The organism is Curvibacter cyanobacteriorum (assembly GCF_028649475.1).
Taxonomy (GTDB): Bacteria; Pseudomonadota; Gammaproteobacteria; order Burkholderiales; family Burkholderiaceae_C; genus Curvibacter; species Curvibacter cyanobacteriorum.
This window is the reverse complement of the sequence record NZ_JAQSIP010000002.1, coordinates 629,921-644,249: the sequence shown is the minus strand read 5'-3', so window position 1 is coordinate 644,249 and position 14,329 is coordinate 629,921. Positions and strand designations below refer to the sequence as shown.

The window sequence follows — 14,329 nt, the reverse complement described above, 5'->3', positions numbered from 1 at the left end:
GACAGGTGCGCTGCTGGACTGGCCATCACGGCAGGCGTGATCAGCGCCCAGCCACGTCAGCGCTGCGGCTCACACCAGCGCCACGCAGGCCGCAGGTCATCAGCATCAACAAAAGGCCCAGGGTCGCCAGGGCCCACGGCGACAAGGCGGGCACCGCGGTGGCGGCATTGAGGGGCACGCCCGGGCCGCCCGGATCGGTGATCACGCCGTTGACCGTGCCATCGTCGTCGCCCAGCGCCCCGTCGCTGAGGGTCAGGGTGATGGACAGGCGATCTTCGCTGATGACAGCGCCCGGGAAGATGTACCAACGCGCGGCCCCGGCGGGCGAGGTCTTGCCGTACTTCCAGTACACCGTTCCGGCCGGTAAGGCGGTGGGGTAGTTGATGACCACGGTGGCCGGCCCGGTGCCGCCCGTCAGCGTGAAGTCGTACAGGCCGTGGGCGAACACATAGCCCGCGGGGGCCGGGTCGGGCGGGGATTTGGCGTCCCCCGTCACGCGGATGGCCCCGGCGGTGTTGGGCTGGCCATTGGTGGTGCCCACCTGGTCCACCACCCAGTTGCTGCCCGCGACGCTGACCCGCGACGCGCCCGTGCCAGAGACCGTTTGCCCCACCGGCGCCGAGCACATGGCGGTGCTGCCGCCGTTGCTGCCGACGCAGTTCCAGCGCCAGGGCGAGCTGTTGCTCACGGCGCTGGCACTGCCCGCCGAGCACAGGTTGCTGCTGGGCATGAACAGGCTGCTGACATTGGCTGCTGCGCCGCAGGCCCCATGGGCCGCCCCCGGCACCACGCTGTTCGACGGCGACGACGCCGGCCCCGACCCGGCCAGGTTGCTGGCCACGACCGTGAAGGTGTAGCTCACGCCGTTGGTGAGGCCAGTGATGGCATGGCTCAAGCCCGTGGAGCCGGCATTGCTGTCGGTGCCGCCCGCCGGGCTGGACACCACGGTGTAGCCGGTGATGGCCGAGCCCCCGTCGGCAGCCGGCGCGGCAAACGACACCGTGGCGCTGGCGTTGCCCGCCGTGGCCGTCACCGAGGTCGGTGCGCCAGGTGGGTCGGCAAAGGCCAGCAGGCGCACCCGCCGATTGCCGTTGTCCACGATCAACAGGCCCATCGAACCGAAGAGGCTCAGCCCGAACGGAGAACTGAGCTGGGCACTGGTGGGCGCGCCACCGTCGCCACTGAAGCCCGGCGTACCGGAACCCGCCACGGTGGTGATCACGCCGTTGCTGTCGACCTTGCGAATCCGGTGGTTGCCGGTGTCTGCAATGTAAAGGTTGTTTGCAGCGTCCACGACCGTGCCGCGCGGAAAGTTCAGCTTGGCGCTGGTGGCCGCGTCACCGTCGCCGCTGAAGCCGTTGGAACCCGTGCCCACCACCGTGCTGACCATGCCAGCCGCCACCTTGCGGATCACGTTGTTGCCGAAGTCGGCCACGTACAGGCTGCCCGCACTGTCGATGGACAGGCCTATGGGGAGGGTGAACTTGGCACTGGCGGCAGCACCATTGACGAGGCCCGTCCCACCGCTGCCCGCCAAGGTCGTGATGGTGCCAGCGGTGTCCACTTGGCGAATCCGATTGTTGCCTGAGTCCACGATGAAGATGTTGCCCTGGCTGTCGACCAAAACACCATAGGGGGTATCCAACTGGGCGCTGTTTGCAGGCCCCCCATCCCCGGAAAACCCAGATGAACCGCTGCCTGCCACGGTGGTGATGGTTCCCGACGTGTCAATTTTGCGGATGCGGTGGTTGCTGCTGTCGGCGACGTACAGATTGCCAGCTGAATCCAGGGCGATGCCCTGCGGGCTCTTCAACTGGGCACTGCTGGCCGGGCCGTTGTCACCGCTGTAATTTCCCACACCGGTGCCCGCCAGGGTGGACGCCAGGCCGGTGGGACTGATCTTGCGAATCCGGTGGCTGCCAGAGTCCGAGATGTAGACATTGCCGGCGCTGTCGCGTGCCACCCCCTGAATGGTGCTGAACTGCGCGCTCAAGGCATCGCTGCCGTCACCGCCAAAAGAGTTGCTTCCGGTGCCAGCCAGTGTGGAGATCAGGCCCCCGCTGATTTTTCGCACCCGGACATTGTTGGTGTCTGCCACATACACGGTCCCCGTGCTGTCCACGGCCACCCCCTGCGGAGAATTGATCTGGGCACTGGCGGGCGCCCCGCCATCGCCGCCGAAACCAAAGGTCCCCGTGCCTGCCAGGGTTGTGATCACGCCGGCACTGACCTTGCGAATGCGGTGGTTGCTGCTGTCGGAAATGTAAAGATTGCCACTGCCATCCAGGGCCAGGCCCGCTGGCGCGCGCAGGCTGGCACTGGTGGCCGCACCGCCGTCGCCAGTAAAGCCGGCCGTCCCAGTGCCCGCCACCGTGGTGATGATCCCTGCGGTGCTGACTTTGCGAATGCGCTGGTTGCTGGCGTCAACGATGTAGAAGGCACCCGTCCCATCCAGCACCACGCCACGGGGACTGCTGAGGCTGGTGGTGGTGGCCGCCACGTCGTCTCCCAGGTAACCGGATTGGCCAATCCCCGCCACGGTGGTGACGGTGCCGCCCACGCTGACTTGGCGAACGCGGTGGTTGCCGGTGTCGGCGATGAACACGTTGCCCGCACCGTCGACCGCCACACCTTGGGGACCGCTGAAGTTGGCCGCCGTCGCGGCATTGCCATCGCCCGCGAAAGTAGTCGCGCCCGTGCCTGCGAAGGTAGAGATCACCCCACTGGTGTTGATCTTGCGAATGCGGTGGTTGCCAGTGTCCGCAATGTAGACATTGCCGGCGCTGTCGACTGCCACCCCCCTGGGCGCATTGAGCATGGCATCGGTGGCAGCCCCGCCATCCCCCGAGAAACCACTGCGCCCGGCACCGGCGATCACGGTGCTTTGCCCCGTTGCGGGGTCGATCCTTCGAACGGTGTGGTTGCTGATATCGGTCACGTAGAGCAAGCCCGCCGCGTCCACGGCCATGCCGCTGGCGCCGGCCCCGATGTTGGTGGCCAGGCCATTGGGAATGAGACTGCCCGCATAGGTGAGGAGGGTGTCGGCCCAGGCCAATGGGGTCACACAAGCCAACAGCCACAGCAAAAAGCAAGCGTTCAAAGCGCGCCACAGCCGCAACTTGAATCGCGTGGCAGGAACCAAAGGGTTAAGGGATAAGGCGTGCTGAAAGTCCATGGACAAGTCGGGGCAAGAAGTCGAAAGGCCAAAGCGAGTCGCCCCGGCAGCAGAGGTGCGTCAATGGCCCAGGTTTGTAAACCTAAGCGCTGTTGACGTTACGGCAAGGCAGCAAGTGTAGTGCCCTGTAAGCCCCGCGACGGGATGCACTCACGGGCGCGGGTGCCCCCTCAAAGCCGTCCCGCAGACGCGCTGGGCGTGCCAGACCCGCCCCGCAGACGGCCCCACCGTCAGCCCTCGCGCAAAACGGGTGCAGGCGGGGTCAAGCGATCAGGCAAAGCGGTGTTGACCTGCCGCAAACACGCCATGAACTGCTCCGCCGCCGGGGTGCGCAAACGGCCGCGCACGGTGATCAGGCCCACGGGGGGCAGGTCGATGGGCACCTCGATGGGCAACACGCGCACCAGGCCCTGGTCGCGGTAATGCCGGGCCACCGACTGGGCCCAGAAGCCCATGGCACCGTGCTCGCGCAGGCAGGTCAGCGTGACCAGGAAGGACGCACTCTCGATCACATCCACCGGCGGGTTGAGCCGGTGTTTGTAGAACATCTGGTTGAGCTTGATGCGGGACGAGGCCCAGGGCGGCGGCATGACCCAGGGCTGGGCGGCCAGTTCGGCCCAGTCCACGCGCCGGCGCCGCGCCAGCGGGTGACGCGGGCCGCAGACGATGCACATGGGCTCGGTGTAGAGCGCCTCAGTCTCCAGATCAGGCGCGGCATAGCCGGGCTCGAGCCGGCCCACAAACACATCCAGCTCGCCCTGGCGCAAGGGCGGCAACAGGCGCGTCAGGTCGCCCTCCTCCACCAGCACCGAGGTCTGTGGCGACTGCTGCTTGAGCCGCGCCATGGCCTGCGACAGCAACACCGGCGTGGCCACCACCATGGCGCCCACGCGCACCCGCCCCGCCGCACCGCTGGCCACGGCGGCGATCTCGTCGCGCGTGCGGTCAAAGTCGGCCAGCACCGAACGCGCAAACCGTACCACGGTCTGGCCATAGGCCGTGGGCTCGGTGCCCCGGGTCGAACGGACGAACAGCGCCACGCCAAACAGGCGCTCCACCTCGGCCAGGGTCTTGGACACCGCGGGCTGGGTCAACGACAAGAACTCCGACGCCCGGCCCAGGTGGCGAAACTGGTCCAGCGCCACCAGCAGTTGCAGGTGCTTGAGCTTGAGGTTGGAGCGCAGAACACGGTCAATCGACGAGGCGGCAAGGGTCATGGCGGCATCTTCATGTCAAACAAGCTATGAAGTCAGTCCATAACTTCATTGGACGGCTATGTTACGCCGGCCCAGAATCGCGCCCAGACCGGCCCCCAAGGCCCGCTCGCCCCATAACGACAACCTCGCCACCACGCGGAGACAACCATGCGCCAGCCAACGCCAGCCCTGCCCGACACCCGTCGCCAATTCATCGCCAAAAGCCTGGGCACCCTGGCCCTGGGCCTGCCCCTGGGCAGTCAGGCGCAGACCAGCTACCCCGAGCGCCCGATCACCTTCATCTGCCCCTGGCCCGCGGGCGGCACCGCCGACATGACCATGCGCGCGCTGTGCTCGGCCGCGGCCAAGGCACTGGGCCAGAGTGTGGTGGTGGACAACAAGGCCGGCGCCGCCGGCATGTTGGGGCTGCGCACCATGGCCGCCGCCAAACCGGACGGCTACACCATCGGCCAGATCCCGATCTCGGTGACGCGTTTCTCCCAACTGGGCACGGTGGCGCTGGACCCGCTCAAAGACCTCAGCTACCTAGCCCGCACCTCGGGCCAGACCTTTGGCATCGTGGTGCACAGCGATGCCCCCTGGAAGACGCTCAAAGAGTTTGTCGCCGCCGCCAAGGCCAAGCCCGGCGAGCTGACCTATGGCAGCGCGGGCGTGGCCGGCGCCACCCATGTGGGCATGGAGGAATTTGCGCTGGCTGCGGGCATCCAGCTCAACCACATCCCCTACAAGGGCGGTGCCCCGGCGCTGCAGGACCTGCTGGCCGGCCAGGTCAATGCGCTGGCCGATTCCACCTCGTGGGCCTCCTATGTCAAGGCCGGCAAGCTGCGCCTGCTGGCGACCTGGGGCGAAAAGCGCACCCAGGACTTCCCTGACGCCCCCACCCTCAAAGAACTGGGCTACAACGTGGTGGTCGACGCGCCCAACGGCATTGGCGCCCCCAAGGGCCTGGAGCCGGCGATTGAGAAGCGCCTGCGCGACGCCTTCCGCCAAGCCGCGGCCAGCCCCGAATTTGCCACCGCCTGCGACCGCATCGATGCACCCCTGATGTACCTGGACGGCCCCGACTACGCGCGCTATGTGAGCGAGGTCTACCGCCGCGAAACCCAGCTGATCGAGCGCCTGAAACTCAAGGAACTGCTGGCCAAGGGCTGAGCCCCTGCCCGCCGCACCCCAGCCTGCCCGCCCTCCCCGCCGCCCACCACCGATGACCTCCCGCCCTCCCCTCTCGCCGTTGATCCGGCTGCACCCCAACGACAACGTGCTGGTGGCGCGCGCGCCCATCGCGCTGGGCCAGCACCTGGCCGAATTTGACCTGCGCACCCGGGCCCAGGTGCCCGCCGGACACAAGATCGCAGCGCGCGGCATCGCGGCCGGCGAGCGGGTGCGCAAGTACGACACGGTGATCGGCGCGGCCAGCCGCGACATCGAGGCCGGCGAACACGTGCACGGCCACAACCTGACCCTGGTGGACGAATACCGTGACCCGGCTTTCTGCCAGGACGTGAAACCGGTCGACCTGCTGCCGCCCGGGCAGCGCGCCACCTTCATGGGCATCGTGCGGCCCGACGGGCGGGTGGCCACGCGCAACTTCATCGGGCTGATCAGCTCGGTCAACTGCTCGGCCACCACCATCAACCGCATCGCCGCGCACTTCACCGAAGAGCGCCTGCGCGACTACCCCAACGTGGACGGCGTGGTGGCTTTTGCCCAGACCAGCGGCTGCGGCATGTCCTCGCCCAGCGAGCACTTTGACCTGTTGCGACGCACCATCGCGGGCTACGCGCGCCACCCCAACCTGGGCGGCGTGCTGATCGTGGGCCTGGGCTGCGAACGCAACCAGGTGGCCGACCTGTTCAGCTCGCAGGGGCTGCACAACAGCGCCCTGGTGCAGTCGCTGGTCATGCAGGACAGCGGTGGCACGCGCGCCACCATTGCCGCGGGCATTGCCGCGGTCGAGGCCATGCTGCCCCAGGTCAACCAAGTGACGCGCCAGCCGGTGAGCGCCGAGCACCTCAAGATCGGCCTGGAGTGTGGCGGCTCGGACGGGTTCTCGGGCATCACCGCCAACCCGGCACTGGGCGCAGCGATGGACATCCTGGTGCGCCATGGCGGCACCGCCATCCTGTCGGAAACCCCCGAGATCCACGGCGTCGAATACATGCTGACGCGCCGCGCGGTCAGCCCCGAGGTGGGCCAGAAGCTGCTGGACCGGCTGGACTGGTGGGCCGAGTACACGCGTGGCCACAACGCCCAGTTCAACGGCGTGGTGGGCCACGGCAACCAGGCCGGCGGCCTGGCCAACATCTTCGAGAAAAGCCTGGGCTCGGCCATGAAGGGCGGCACCACGCCCCTGGTGGAGGTGTACCGCTACGCCGAGCCCATCGACAAGGCGGGCTTTGTGTTCATGGACTCCCCCGGCTACGACCCAGTGGCGGTGACCGGGCAGATCGCCAGCGGCGCCAACCTGATCTGCTTCACCACCGGGCGGGGTTCGATGTTTGGCTCCAAACCGGCCCCCACCCTCAAGCTGGCCAGCAACACGCCGATGTTCGAGCGCCTTGAAGAGGACATGGACATCAACTGCGGCGCCGTGCTCGACGGCGACTGCGATGTGCAGCAGATGGGGCAGCGCATTTTTGAGCACATCCTGCGCGCCGCCTCGGGCCACAAAACCAAGAGCGAACTGCTGGGCCTGGGCGACCACGAATTTGTGCCCTGGCACCTGGGCATCGTGAGCTGAGGCGGGCACGCCCTCGCTCCGCCTTTCCAGTCGCCCCCCCCCTTGGCGTCTTGTCTCCGCCGCCCAGGCGCGCGGTGCGGCTTCGTGTCGCCTGCCGCCCCCTTCAAGGCCCTTTCACGGCCACTGCACACCTCATCCACGCCCCATCTACCCCGCATCGACGCGCCCGGCACGCCCCCCATTTCAACCCCTGACACCATGCATTCCCTGACCCTCTCCGACCCCAGCCTGCTGCGCACTCACCACTTCATCAACGGCCAATGGGTGGCTGGCCGATCGGGCCTGGCCCTGCCCGTGCACAACCCCGCGCTGCACCCGACCCGGCCCGAGGCGCTGATCGCCCAGGTGCCCGATGGCAACGCCGCCGACGCCCAGGCCGCCCTGGACGCGGCCAGCGCGGCCTTCAAGCTGTGGCGCGTGCGCCCGGCCAAGGAGCGCGCGCAGGCGCTCAAGCGCTGGCACGCGCTGCTGCTGCAGCACCAGGACGACCTGGCCCGGCTGATCTCGCTGGAGCAAGGCAAGCCGCTGGCCGAAGCGCGGGGCGAGGTGCTGTATGGCGCGTCCTACATCGATTGGTTTGCCGAGGAAGCCACCCGCGTCTATGGCGACATGCTGCCCGCCGCCGTGAACGGCCGGCGCATGATGGTGCTCAAAGAGCCCGTTGGCGTGGTGGCCGCCATCACGCCGTGGAACTTCCCGCTCGCCATGATCGCGCGCAAGATTGCGCCCGCCTTGGCCGTGGGTTGCTGCGTGGTGGCCAAGCCCGCCGAAGACACCCCGCTGACCGCGTTGGCGCTGGCGCGCCTGGGCGAGCTGGCGGGGTTTCCACCGGGCGTGCTGAACGTGGTCACTGCCTCGCGCGAGCACACCCCGGCCGTGGTCGATGTCTGGCTGGCCAGCCCCGAGGTGCGCAAGATCACCTTCACCGGCTCCACCCCGGTGGGCCAGCACCTGGCGCGGGCCTCGGCCGACACCTTGAAAAAGCTGTCGCTGGAGTTGGGCGGCAACGCACCCTTCATCGTCTTTGACGATGCCGACCTCGACGCCGCAGTCGAGGGCGTGATGGCTGCCAAGTTCCGCAACGGCGGCCAGACCTGCGTCTGCCCCAACCGCATCTATGTGCAGCGCGGTGTGATGGCGGCCTTCAGCCAGAAGCTGGCTGCCCGCGTCGCCGCCCTGCCCGTGGGCCCGGCCCAGCAGCCTGACAGCCTGATCGGCCCCATGATCAACGCCCGCGCGGTGGAGAAGATCGAGCGCCATGTGCAGGACGCCCTGGCCAAGGGCGCGCACCTGGAGACCGGTGGCCAGCGCCTGCAGGGCCCTGGCCTCGACGGCCCGCACTACTACGCCCCCACCGTGCTCAGCGGCGTGACGCCCGACATGGCGCTGACGCAAGAAGAGACCTTTGGCCCGGTCGCGCCCCTGTTCACCTTTGACACCGAAGACGAGGTCATCGCGCAAGCCAACGACACACCGTTCGGCCTGGCGGCCTACTTCTACTCGCCAAACGTGCGCCGCATCTGGCGTATGGCCAGCGCGCTGGAGTGCGGCATCGTCGGCATCAACGAAGGGGCCGTGGCCTCGGAGGCCGCGCCGTTTGGCGGGGTCAAAGCGTCCGGCTATGGCCGCGAGGGCTCGCGCTACGGCCTGGACGACTACCTGCACACCAAGTACCTGTGCCAGGGCCAGCTGGACTGAACACGCCTTGCCGCGCGCCGAACCAACTCATCAATTCATCGCCTCACCGATTCACCCGCTTTTTCAGGAGCCCCCCATGAGCCACCCCAACCCTTTCAAGCTCGCCCTGCAACAGCAGCAGGCCCAGATCGGCCTGTGGCTGTCGATGGCCTCGCCTTACCTCAGCGAGGTCAGTGCCACCGCTGGTTTTGACTGGCTGCTGATCGACGGCGAACACGCGCCCAACCACCTGCCCAGCACGCTGCAGCAATTGCAGGCGGTGGCGCCCTACCGCGCCCAGCCCGTGGTGCGCGCGGTCGAAGGCCAGGTGGCCCTGATCAAACAGTTGCTTGACATCGGCGTGCGCAACCTGCTGATCCCGATGGTCGACACGCCCGAGCAAGCCCGCCTGATGGTGTCAGCGGTGCAGTACCCGCCGCGCGGCATCCGCGGCGTGGGCAGCGCGGTGGGCCGGGCGTCGCAGTGGAGCCTGCAAACCGACTACCTCGATGCGGCCGACGACGGCATCTGCTTGCTGGTGCAGGCTGAAAGCGTGACCGCGTTGACCCACCTCCGCGAGATCTGCGCGGTCGATGGGGTGGACGGTGTTTTCATCGGCCCCGCTGATCTGGCGGCCTCGATGGGCCACCGCGGCCGCCCCGGCCACCCCGAGGTGCAGGCGGCGATTGAACACGCCATCCGCACCATCGTGGCGTCGGGCAAGGCCGCGGGCACGCTCACCTCCGACCCGGCGCTGGCCCAGCGCTACCTGGACCTGGGCGCCACCTTTGTGGCCGTCGGGGTGGACGTGCTGCTGTTCGCCAACGCCGCGCGCGGCCTGGCCCGCCAATGGCTGGGCGACCGGGCCACGCCACGGCCACAAGTGGGTGCGGGCAGCCAGGGCGCTTACTGAGCCGTGGGCTTGCGCGCCCTGGCCGGACGGGCGCCATGGCCCGACCGCGCAGCGCGACCGGCCCCGCCCAGGCCCCGCCGCTTCCACACCAGGCGCGCGGGGAGCGTTGGCGCCACCCTGCAAAACCATACCAATATGTATGCCAATTTACTGATTGGTAAAAAACTGATCATTAAAGTTATCATTCGGACGCGTCAGTAACCACGGCGCATCCCCCCCGCGGGATCCATCCACCCCTTCTGATCTGGAGTCCGAAATGAAAAAAATCCTGCTTGCCTGCCTGATGGGCCTGGGCGCTGTGAGTGCTCAAGCCGCCGATCTCGTCGACACCGCCGTTTCGGCGGGCTCTTTCAAGACCCTGGTGACGGCGGTTCAAGCCGCGGGCTTGGTGGACACGCTCAAGGGCCCTGGCCCGTTCACGGTGTTCGCCCCCACGGACGAAGCCTTTGCCAAGGTGCCGAAGGCCCAACTGGAAGCGCTTCTCAAGGACAAGGCGGCCCTCACCAAAGTCCTGACCTACCACGTGGTGCCGGGCAAAGTCATGGCCAAGGACGTCAAGGCCGGCAAAGTCATGACCGTGCAGGGCTCGGAGTTGACGGTCAGCACGATGGGCGGCGTGAAGGTGGACAACGCCAACGTCATCAAGACCGATGTGGTGGCCGACAACGGCGTGATCCATGTGATCGACAGCGTCGTGCTGCCGAAGTAAGCCTGGCCACTGGTGCCAGCCTGCGCCGGCAGGCCCCCATCGGACCGCCAACCCACCCGCCTCGGCAAGGGCCTTGGAGCCCCTGCCGGGTGCACGGAGGTGCTGGTCCGGACGCCGCGCAGCCCCATGCACGCCGGCCCGCCAAGTCGGGTCGCGAGGGGTTCTCAGAGCCCAGGCGCCCAGCACGCTCTGAGTGGGCCACAGCGGCTCACTTGTCGCACTTGAATTGGTCCTTGCCATGACTCAAACGCCCGCAACGCCCCCTACCCCCACGCCCCCCAGCGAACCGACCTTGACGGTTTTGTACGACGGCGCATGCCCGCTGTGCCGGCGGGAGATCGGCGTCTACCGCGACCTGCGTCCCGTCGACAACGGCCTGTCGGTCTGCTACGCCGACATCAGCGATGCGTCCGTGCCAGTGCCCCCGGGCACCACGCGAGCCGGTTTGTTGGCGCGCTTTCACGTGCAACACCCGGATGGCCGGCTGTTGAGTGGCGCTGAAGCCTTCCTGATGCTTTGGAGCCAGTTGCCGGGCTGGCGGTGGCTGGCGACGCTGCAACGGGTTCCGGGGGCCCTGTGGGTGATGGAGCGCGGCTACCGGGGTTTCTTGCGATGGCGACCGCGGCTGCAACGCTGGGCCTCCCGCCTAGACGCCCCACCGCGGGACTGACCGGCACGCGCGTCAACGGCCGTCCACCCAGGGGCGGGGCGGCCCACACGGGGCGCCGTGGCCCGTCCGCCTCACCGTCCTCCGCGCAGCCATGTCACCTCAACGCCCTGAGGGCAACGGCGGGCCCACCGCGCAGGCCAGTGGCCTGATGGGCCGCCACATGGACCGACACATGGACCGACACATGGCCCGCCACATGATCGCCGCATGATCGCCGCATGGGCCGGGCACCCACCTCAACAGACCCGGCCCAACTGGGCCAAGGGCCCGGACACCGGGTGTCGCAGCAGCGCCGATCGACTGATCGACTGATCGACTGATCCGAGGATCCAAGGATCCAAGGATCTGGGCAGCGCCCAATCTCGAACCGCCATCAGGCCAGGTGACGGCGGAACCAGGCCAGGGTGCGGCTCCACGCCAGCTTGGCAGCCGCCTCGTCGTAGCGGGGGGTCGAGTCGTTGTGGAACCCGTGGTGGGTGCCAGGGTAGATGTGGGCTTCGTAAGGGGTCCCGGCCGCTTTCAACGCGGCCTCGTAAGCCGGCCAGGTGCCGTTCACATTGGGGTCGGTTTCAGCGAAATGCAGAAGCAGCGGTGCCTTGATGCGCGGCACGTCCTCGGGCTTGGCCTGGCGACCGTAGAAAGGCACCGACGCGGCCAGGTTCGGGTAGGCGACCGCGGCCGCATTGGAGACACCGCCCCCGTAGCAAAAACCGGTCATGCCCACTTTGCCCGTGGTCAGCTCGCTGGCCTGCAGGTACTCGATGGCGGCAAAAAAATCGTTCATCAACTTCTGCGGATCGACCTGCTGCTGAAGACGCCGGCCTTCGTCGTCGTTGCCGGGATAGCCGCCCACCGAGCTGAGGCCATCGGGCGCCAGGGCCACAAAGCCGGCTTTGGCCAAGCGGCGCGCGACGTCCTCGATGTAGGGGTTGAGCCCCCGGTTCTCATGCACCACCACCACCGCCGGCACCCGCCCGGTCACCTTGGCGGGGCGCACCAGGTAGCCACGCACCTGCTGGTGGCCATTCGGCGACGGGTAGCGGATGTACTGGGCCAGGATGTCCGGATCGGTGAAGCCAATTTGCTGCGCCTGCGCGTAGACAGGGCTCAGCGACGCCAGCAAGGTGGCGGCGGTGGCGCCCCCCACCGCGAACTGGCCAGCGCGGTCCAGGAAGTCACGGCGGCTCACCCGCCCATGAACATAGCCGTCATACAGCTCGAGCAACTCGGGGTGGAAATCTTTGGCGGTCAAACGGGTCATGCAAGTCTCCGTCAAAAAAGACCAGTCTCGCACAAGCCTTGCGTGCGTGCAGGGCGCGCCAAAAGCCCCAAAACCGCAGTCGGGTGACCGCCTTGGCCTGTGGCCACAGGCCGAGGGCGGGCCCGTCCATGCCCGGTTGACCGGGGCCGGTCACCGACGGCCCGCAGCCCATCACCTGGGGGATGGCATTTGGCTGGGTCGACAGGCCAAGGTGCCGCTCGAAGGCGAGGACGAGCCCGACGCACTGCTGCTGCCCGGTGGGCCCGAGGGTGCGGTCGCACACTGGCCGGTCAAGGTGTCGTTCTGACGGCCGGTGAAGCTGCAAGCGCTGCCCGCGGTCTTGCCGCTGCACGCGGCCACGGCCTCGGGCGGTGGGCCGGGGGGCTGCCCCGAGGGCGGGCCATTTTGGGCGTGGGCGGCCAGGCTGCTCAGGCCCAAGGTGGCCCACAGCAGGGCCGCGCCGCTACGCTGGGCCCAGCGCAGGGCACGGGCAGTGGCGGGGGCCTGAACGGGCGACGCAGCAAGCGTTACAAAGAGGGTGAGGTGGGAGGCGTGGGCACGGGCGGCCCATGGGGTGTGCTTCAAAGGGGTTCCTGCGAAAGTGGTCAATCCAGCCGACATGCTCGCCGCCCCGCTTGGCGCCCTGGTGAAGCCCCGGTCGCCGGCCGGTAAAAGCACGTCAGCGCAGGTTGCTGGGGCTGGCCACTGGTGCGCCAGCGGGCGCCAACACACACCGCGCGGGGCACCCACCCCAGCCACGGGCCCCCGGATCGCGGGCATACACCTTCGATCAGCAGGGCCATGCACCTGAATAAATATTCGTCTATCATGCGCCCATGAAGCCCAAGGACGAAGACAAGCTGCGCGCCATTGCGCTGGCCACCTTCAGGCTGGTCGAGCAGACCGGACTGAGCGGCCTGACCATGGCGGCCATTGCCCGCGAAGCCGGGCTGGCCACGGGCACGCTGTATGTCTACTTCAAGTCCAAGGAAGAGTTGCTGACGGCGCTTTACGAGCAGGCGAAGACCGAAACCACCGCCACCCTGATGCAGGGCGACAACCCGCAGGACCCGTTCAAACGCCGCTTTCAGCGCATGTGGACCAACTGGCTGAATCACCGCCTGTCGCAGTACGCGCAGATGGTGTTCCTGGAGCAGTACTACAACTCCCCCTGGTTCAGCGAAGAAAGCCGCAACCTGTCGGCCCGCCTGGTGCAGGCCTGGCTGGACCTGTTCAACCACGCCAAGCAGCAGCAGATCCTCAAGGACGTGCCCACCGTGCTGCTGCTCAACAGCTTTGGCGGGTCGGTGCGCGAGACCGCCAACCTGCTGCGCGCCGGCACCCTGCCCCATGATGACGCCCACCTGGCGATGGCCTTTGGCCTGTGCTGGGACGGCATCAAAGCCTGAGTCCCGACACCCCAGACCCCGGCGAACATCCGACCTTAAAACGAATAAATATTCACCCACAGGAGTCCCCACCATGAGCACGCTCAACATCAACGGCCAGGACCGCCAGGTCGATGCCGACCCTTCCACCCCCATCCTCTGGGCCCTGCGCGACACGCTGGGCATGACCGGCACCAAGTTCGGCTGCGGCGCGGCCCTGTGCGGCGCCTGCACCGTGCACCTCAATGGCCAGGCGATCCGCTCCTGCGTGACGCCGATCTCGGCCGCCGCCGGCCAGAAGATCACCACCATCGAGGCCGTCACCGCTGGCCAGGACAAGGTGGGCCAGGCCGTGCACGCGGCCTGGGTCAAACACGACGTGGCGCAGTGCGGCTACTGCCAAAGCGGTCAGATCATGTCGGCCACCGCTTTCCTGAAGACCTTGCCGCGCGGCAAGAAGCCGAGCGAGGCCGAGATCGACGCCGCCATGGCCGGCAACATCTGCCGCTGTGGCACCTATGCCCGCATCCGCGCCGCCGTGGCCGATGCCGCCCAAACCCTGGCTTGAAGGAGAGCACC

The 14,329-nt window shown here is 67.9% G+C and carries 12 protein-coding genes; 9 read left to right on the top strand and 3 right to left on the bottom strand.

Features of this window, described 5'->3' with window-relative positions; all coding sequences use genetic code 11:
- Positions 1-40: 40 nt before the first annotated feature.
- Both PSQ40_RS06400 and PSQ40_RS06395 read right to left on the bottom strand, forming a co-directional pair.
- Positions 41-3,100: an NHL domain-containing protein gene (locus PSQ40_RS06400; RefSeq protein ID WP_273949804.1), complete on the bottom strand. Its 3,060-nt coding sequence runs from the start codon at positions 3,098-3,100 to the stop codon at positions 41-43.
- Positions 3,101-3,405: 305 nt separating this feature from the next.
- Entirely contained in the window at positions 3,406-4,392 is a 987-nt protein-coding gene (locus tag PSQ40_RS06395; protein ID WP_273949802.1) for a LysR family transcriptional regulator, read from the bottom strand.
- A gap of 147 nt (positions 4,393-4,539) precedes the next feature.
- Here PSQ40_RS06395 and PSQ40_RS06390 point away from each other — a divergent pair, with 147 nt between their 5' ends.
- From PSQ40_RS06390 to PSQ40_RS06365, 6 genes are all read left to right on the top strand, one after another.
- Positions 4,540-5,544, top strand: coding sequence for a Bug family tripartite tricarboxylate transporter substrate binding protein (locus tag PSQ40_RS06390; RefSeq protein WP_273949801.1), 1,005 nt, complete (start codon positions 4,540-4,542; stop codon positions 5,542-5,544).
- A 52-nt stretch (positions 5,545-5,596) separates the two neighbouring features.
- On the top strand, positions 5,597-7,132 hold the full coding sequence (locus PSQ40_RS06385) for a UxaA family hydrolase (RefSeq protein ID WP_273949799.1): 1,536 nt from the start codon (positions 5,597-5,599) through the stop codon (positions 7,130-7,132).
- 198 nt (positions 7,133-7,330) lie between these two features.
- The gene (locus tag PSQ40_RS06380; protein WP_273949797.1) at positions 7,331-8,830 is read left to right on the top strand and encodes an NAD-dependent succinate-semialdehyde dehydrogenase; all 1,500 of its coding nucleotides are present in this window, start codon (positions 7,331-7,333) and stop codon (positions 8,828-8,830) included.
- Between the two features lie 76 nt (positions 8,831-8,906).
- Positions 8,907-9,722: an HpcH/HpaI aldolase/citrate lyase family protein gene (locus PSQ40_RS06375; RefSeq protein WP_273949795.1), complete on the top strand. Its 816-nt coding sequence runs from the start codon at positions 8,907-8,909 to the stop codon at positions 9,720-9,722.
- 256 nt (positions 9,723-9,978) lie between these two features.
- Positions 9,979-10,431: a fasciclin domain-containing protein gene (locus PSQ40_RS06370; RefSeq protein WP_273949793.1), complete on the top strand. Its 453-nt coding sequence runs from the start codon at positions 9,979-9,981 to the stop codon at positions 10,429-10,431.
- Positions 10,432-10,669: 238 nt separating this feature from the next.
- Positions 10,670-11,101, top strand: coding sequence for a thiol-disulfide oxidoreductase DCC family protein (locus tag PSQ40_RS06365; RefSeq protein WP_273949792.1), 432 nt, complete (start codon positions 10,670-10,672; stop codon positions 11,099-11,101).
- A gap of 373 nt (positions 11,102-11,474) precedes the next feature.
- Here PSQ40_RS06365 and yghX read toward each other — a convergent pair whose 3' ends face one another.
- The gene (gene yghX / locus PSQ40_RS06360; protein ID WP_273949789.1) at positions 11,475-12,362 is read right to left on the bottom strand and encodes a YghX family hydrolase; all 888 of its coding nucleotides are present in this window, start codon (positions 12,360-12,362) and stop codon (positions 11,475-11,477) included.
- Between yghX and PSQ40_RS06355 the strand changes: the two genes are divergently transcribed.
- From PSQ40_RS06355 to PSQ40_RS06345, 3 genes are all read left to right on the top strand, one after another.
- Positions 12,361-12,669: a hypothetical protein gene (locus tag PSQ40_RS06355; RefSeq protein ID WP_273949788.1), complete on the top strand. Its 309-nt coding sequence runs from the start codon at positions 12,361-12,363 to the stop codon at positions 12,667-12,669. The two genes, yghX and PSQ40_RS06355, sit on opposite strands and share 2 nt — an antisense overlap.
- Positions 12,670-13,198: 529 nt before the next feature.
- The gene (locus PSQ40_RS06350) at positions 13,199-13,771 is read left to right on the top strand and encodes a TetR/AcrR family transcriptional regulator (protein ID WP_273949786.1); all 573 of its coding nucleotides are present in this window, start codon (positions 13,199-13,201) and stop codon (positions 13,769-13,771) included.
- A gap of 73 nt (positions 13,772-13,844) precedes the next feature.
- Positions 13,845-14,318, top strand: a complete 474-nt coding sequence (locus PSQ40_RS06345) for a (2Fe-2S)-binding protein (RefSeq protein ID WP_273949784.1) — start codon at positions 13,845-13,847, stop codon at positions 14,316-14,318.
- Positions 14,319-14,329: the final 11 nt, after the last annotated feature.

What these genes read in the sequence shown, in the direction of transcription:
- PSQ40_RS06375 (WP_273949795.1), top strand. Translation starts at nt 8,907, where the DNA reads ATGAGCCACCCCAACCCTTTCAAGCTCGCCCTGCAACAGCAGCAGGCC.
- PSQ40_RS06390 (WP_273949801.1), top strand. Translation starts at nt 4,540, where the DNA reads ATGCGCCAGCCAACGCCAGCCCTGCCCGACACCCGTCGCCAATTCATC.
- PSQ40_RS06365 (WP_273949792.1), top strand. Translation starts at nt 10,670, where the DNA reads ATGACTCAAACGCCCGCAACGCCCCCTACCCCCACGCCCCCCAGCGAA.
- PSQ40_RS06370 (WP_273949793.1), top strand. Translation starts at nt 9,979, where the DNA reads ATGAAAAAAATCCTGCTTGCCTGCCTGATGGGCCTGGGCGCTGTGAGT.
- PSQ40_RS06395 (WP_273949802.1), bottom strand. Translation starts at nt 4,392, where the DNA reads ATGACCCTTGCCGCCTCGTCGATTGACCGTGTTCTGCGCTCCAACCTC.
- yghX (WP_273949789.1), bottom strand. Translation starts at nt 12,362, where the DNA reads ATGACCCGTTTGACCGCCAAAGATTTCCACCCCGAGTTGCTCGAGCTG.
- PSQ40_RS06380 (WP_273949797.1), top strand. Translation starts at nt 7,331, where the DNA reads ATGCATTCCCTGACCCTCTCCGACCCCAGCCTGCTGCGCACTCACCAC.
- PSQ40_RS06385 (WP_273949799.1), top strand. Translation starts at nt 5,597, where the DNA reads ATGACCTCCCGCCCTCCCCTCTCGCCGTTGATCCGGCTGCACCCCAAC.
- PSQ40_RS06345 (WP_273949784.1), top strand. Translation starts at nt 13,845, where the DNA reads ATGAGCACGCTCAACATCAACGGCCAGGACCGCCAGGTCGATGCCGAC.
- PSQ40_RS06355 (WP_273949788.1), top strand. Translation starts at nt 12,361, where the DNA reads ATGCAAGTCTCCGTCAAAAAAGACCAGTCTCGCACAAGCCTTGCGTGC.
- PSQ40_RS06350 (WP_273949786.1), top strand. Translation starts at nt 13,199, where the DNA reads ATGAAGCCCAAGGACGAAGACAAGCTGCGCGCCATTGCGCTGGCCACC.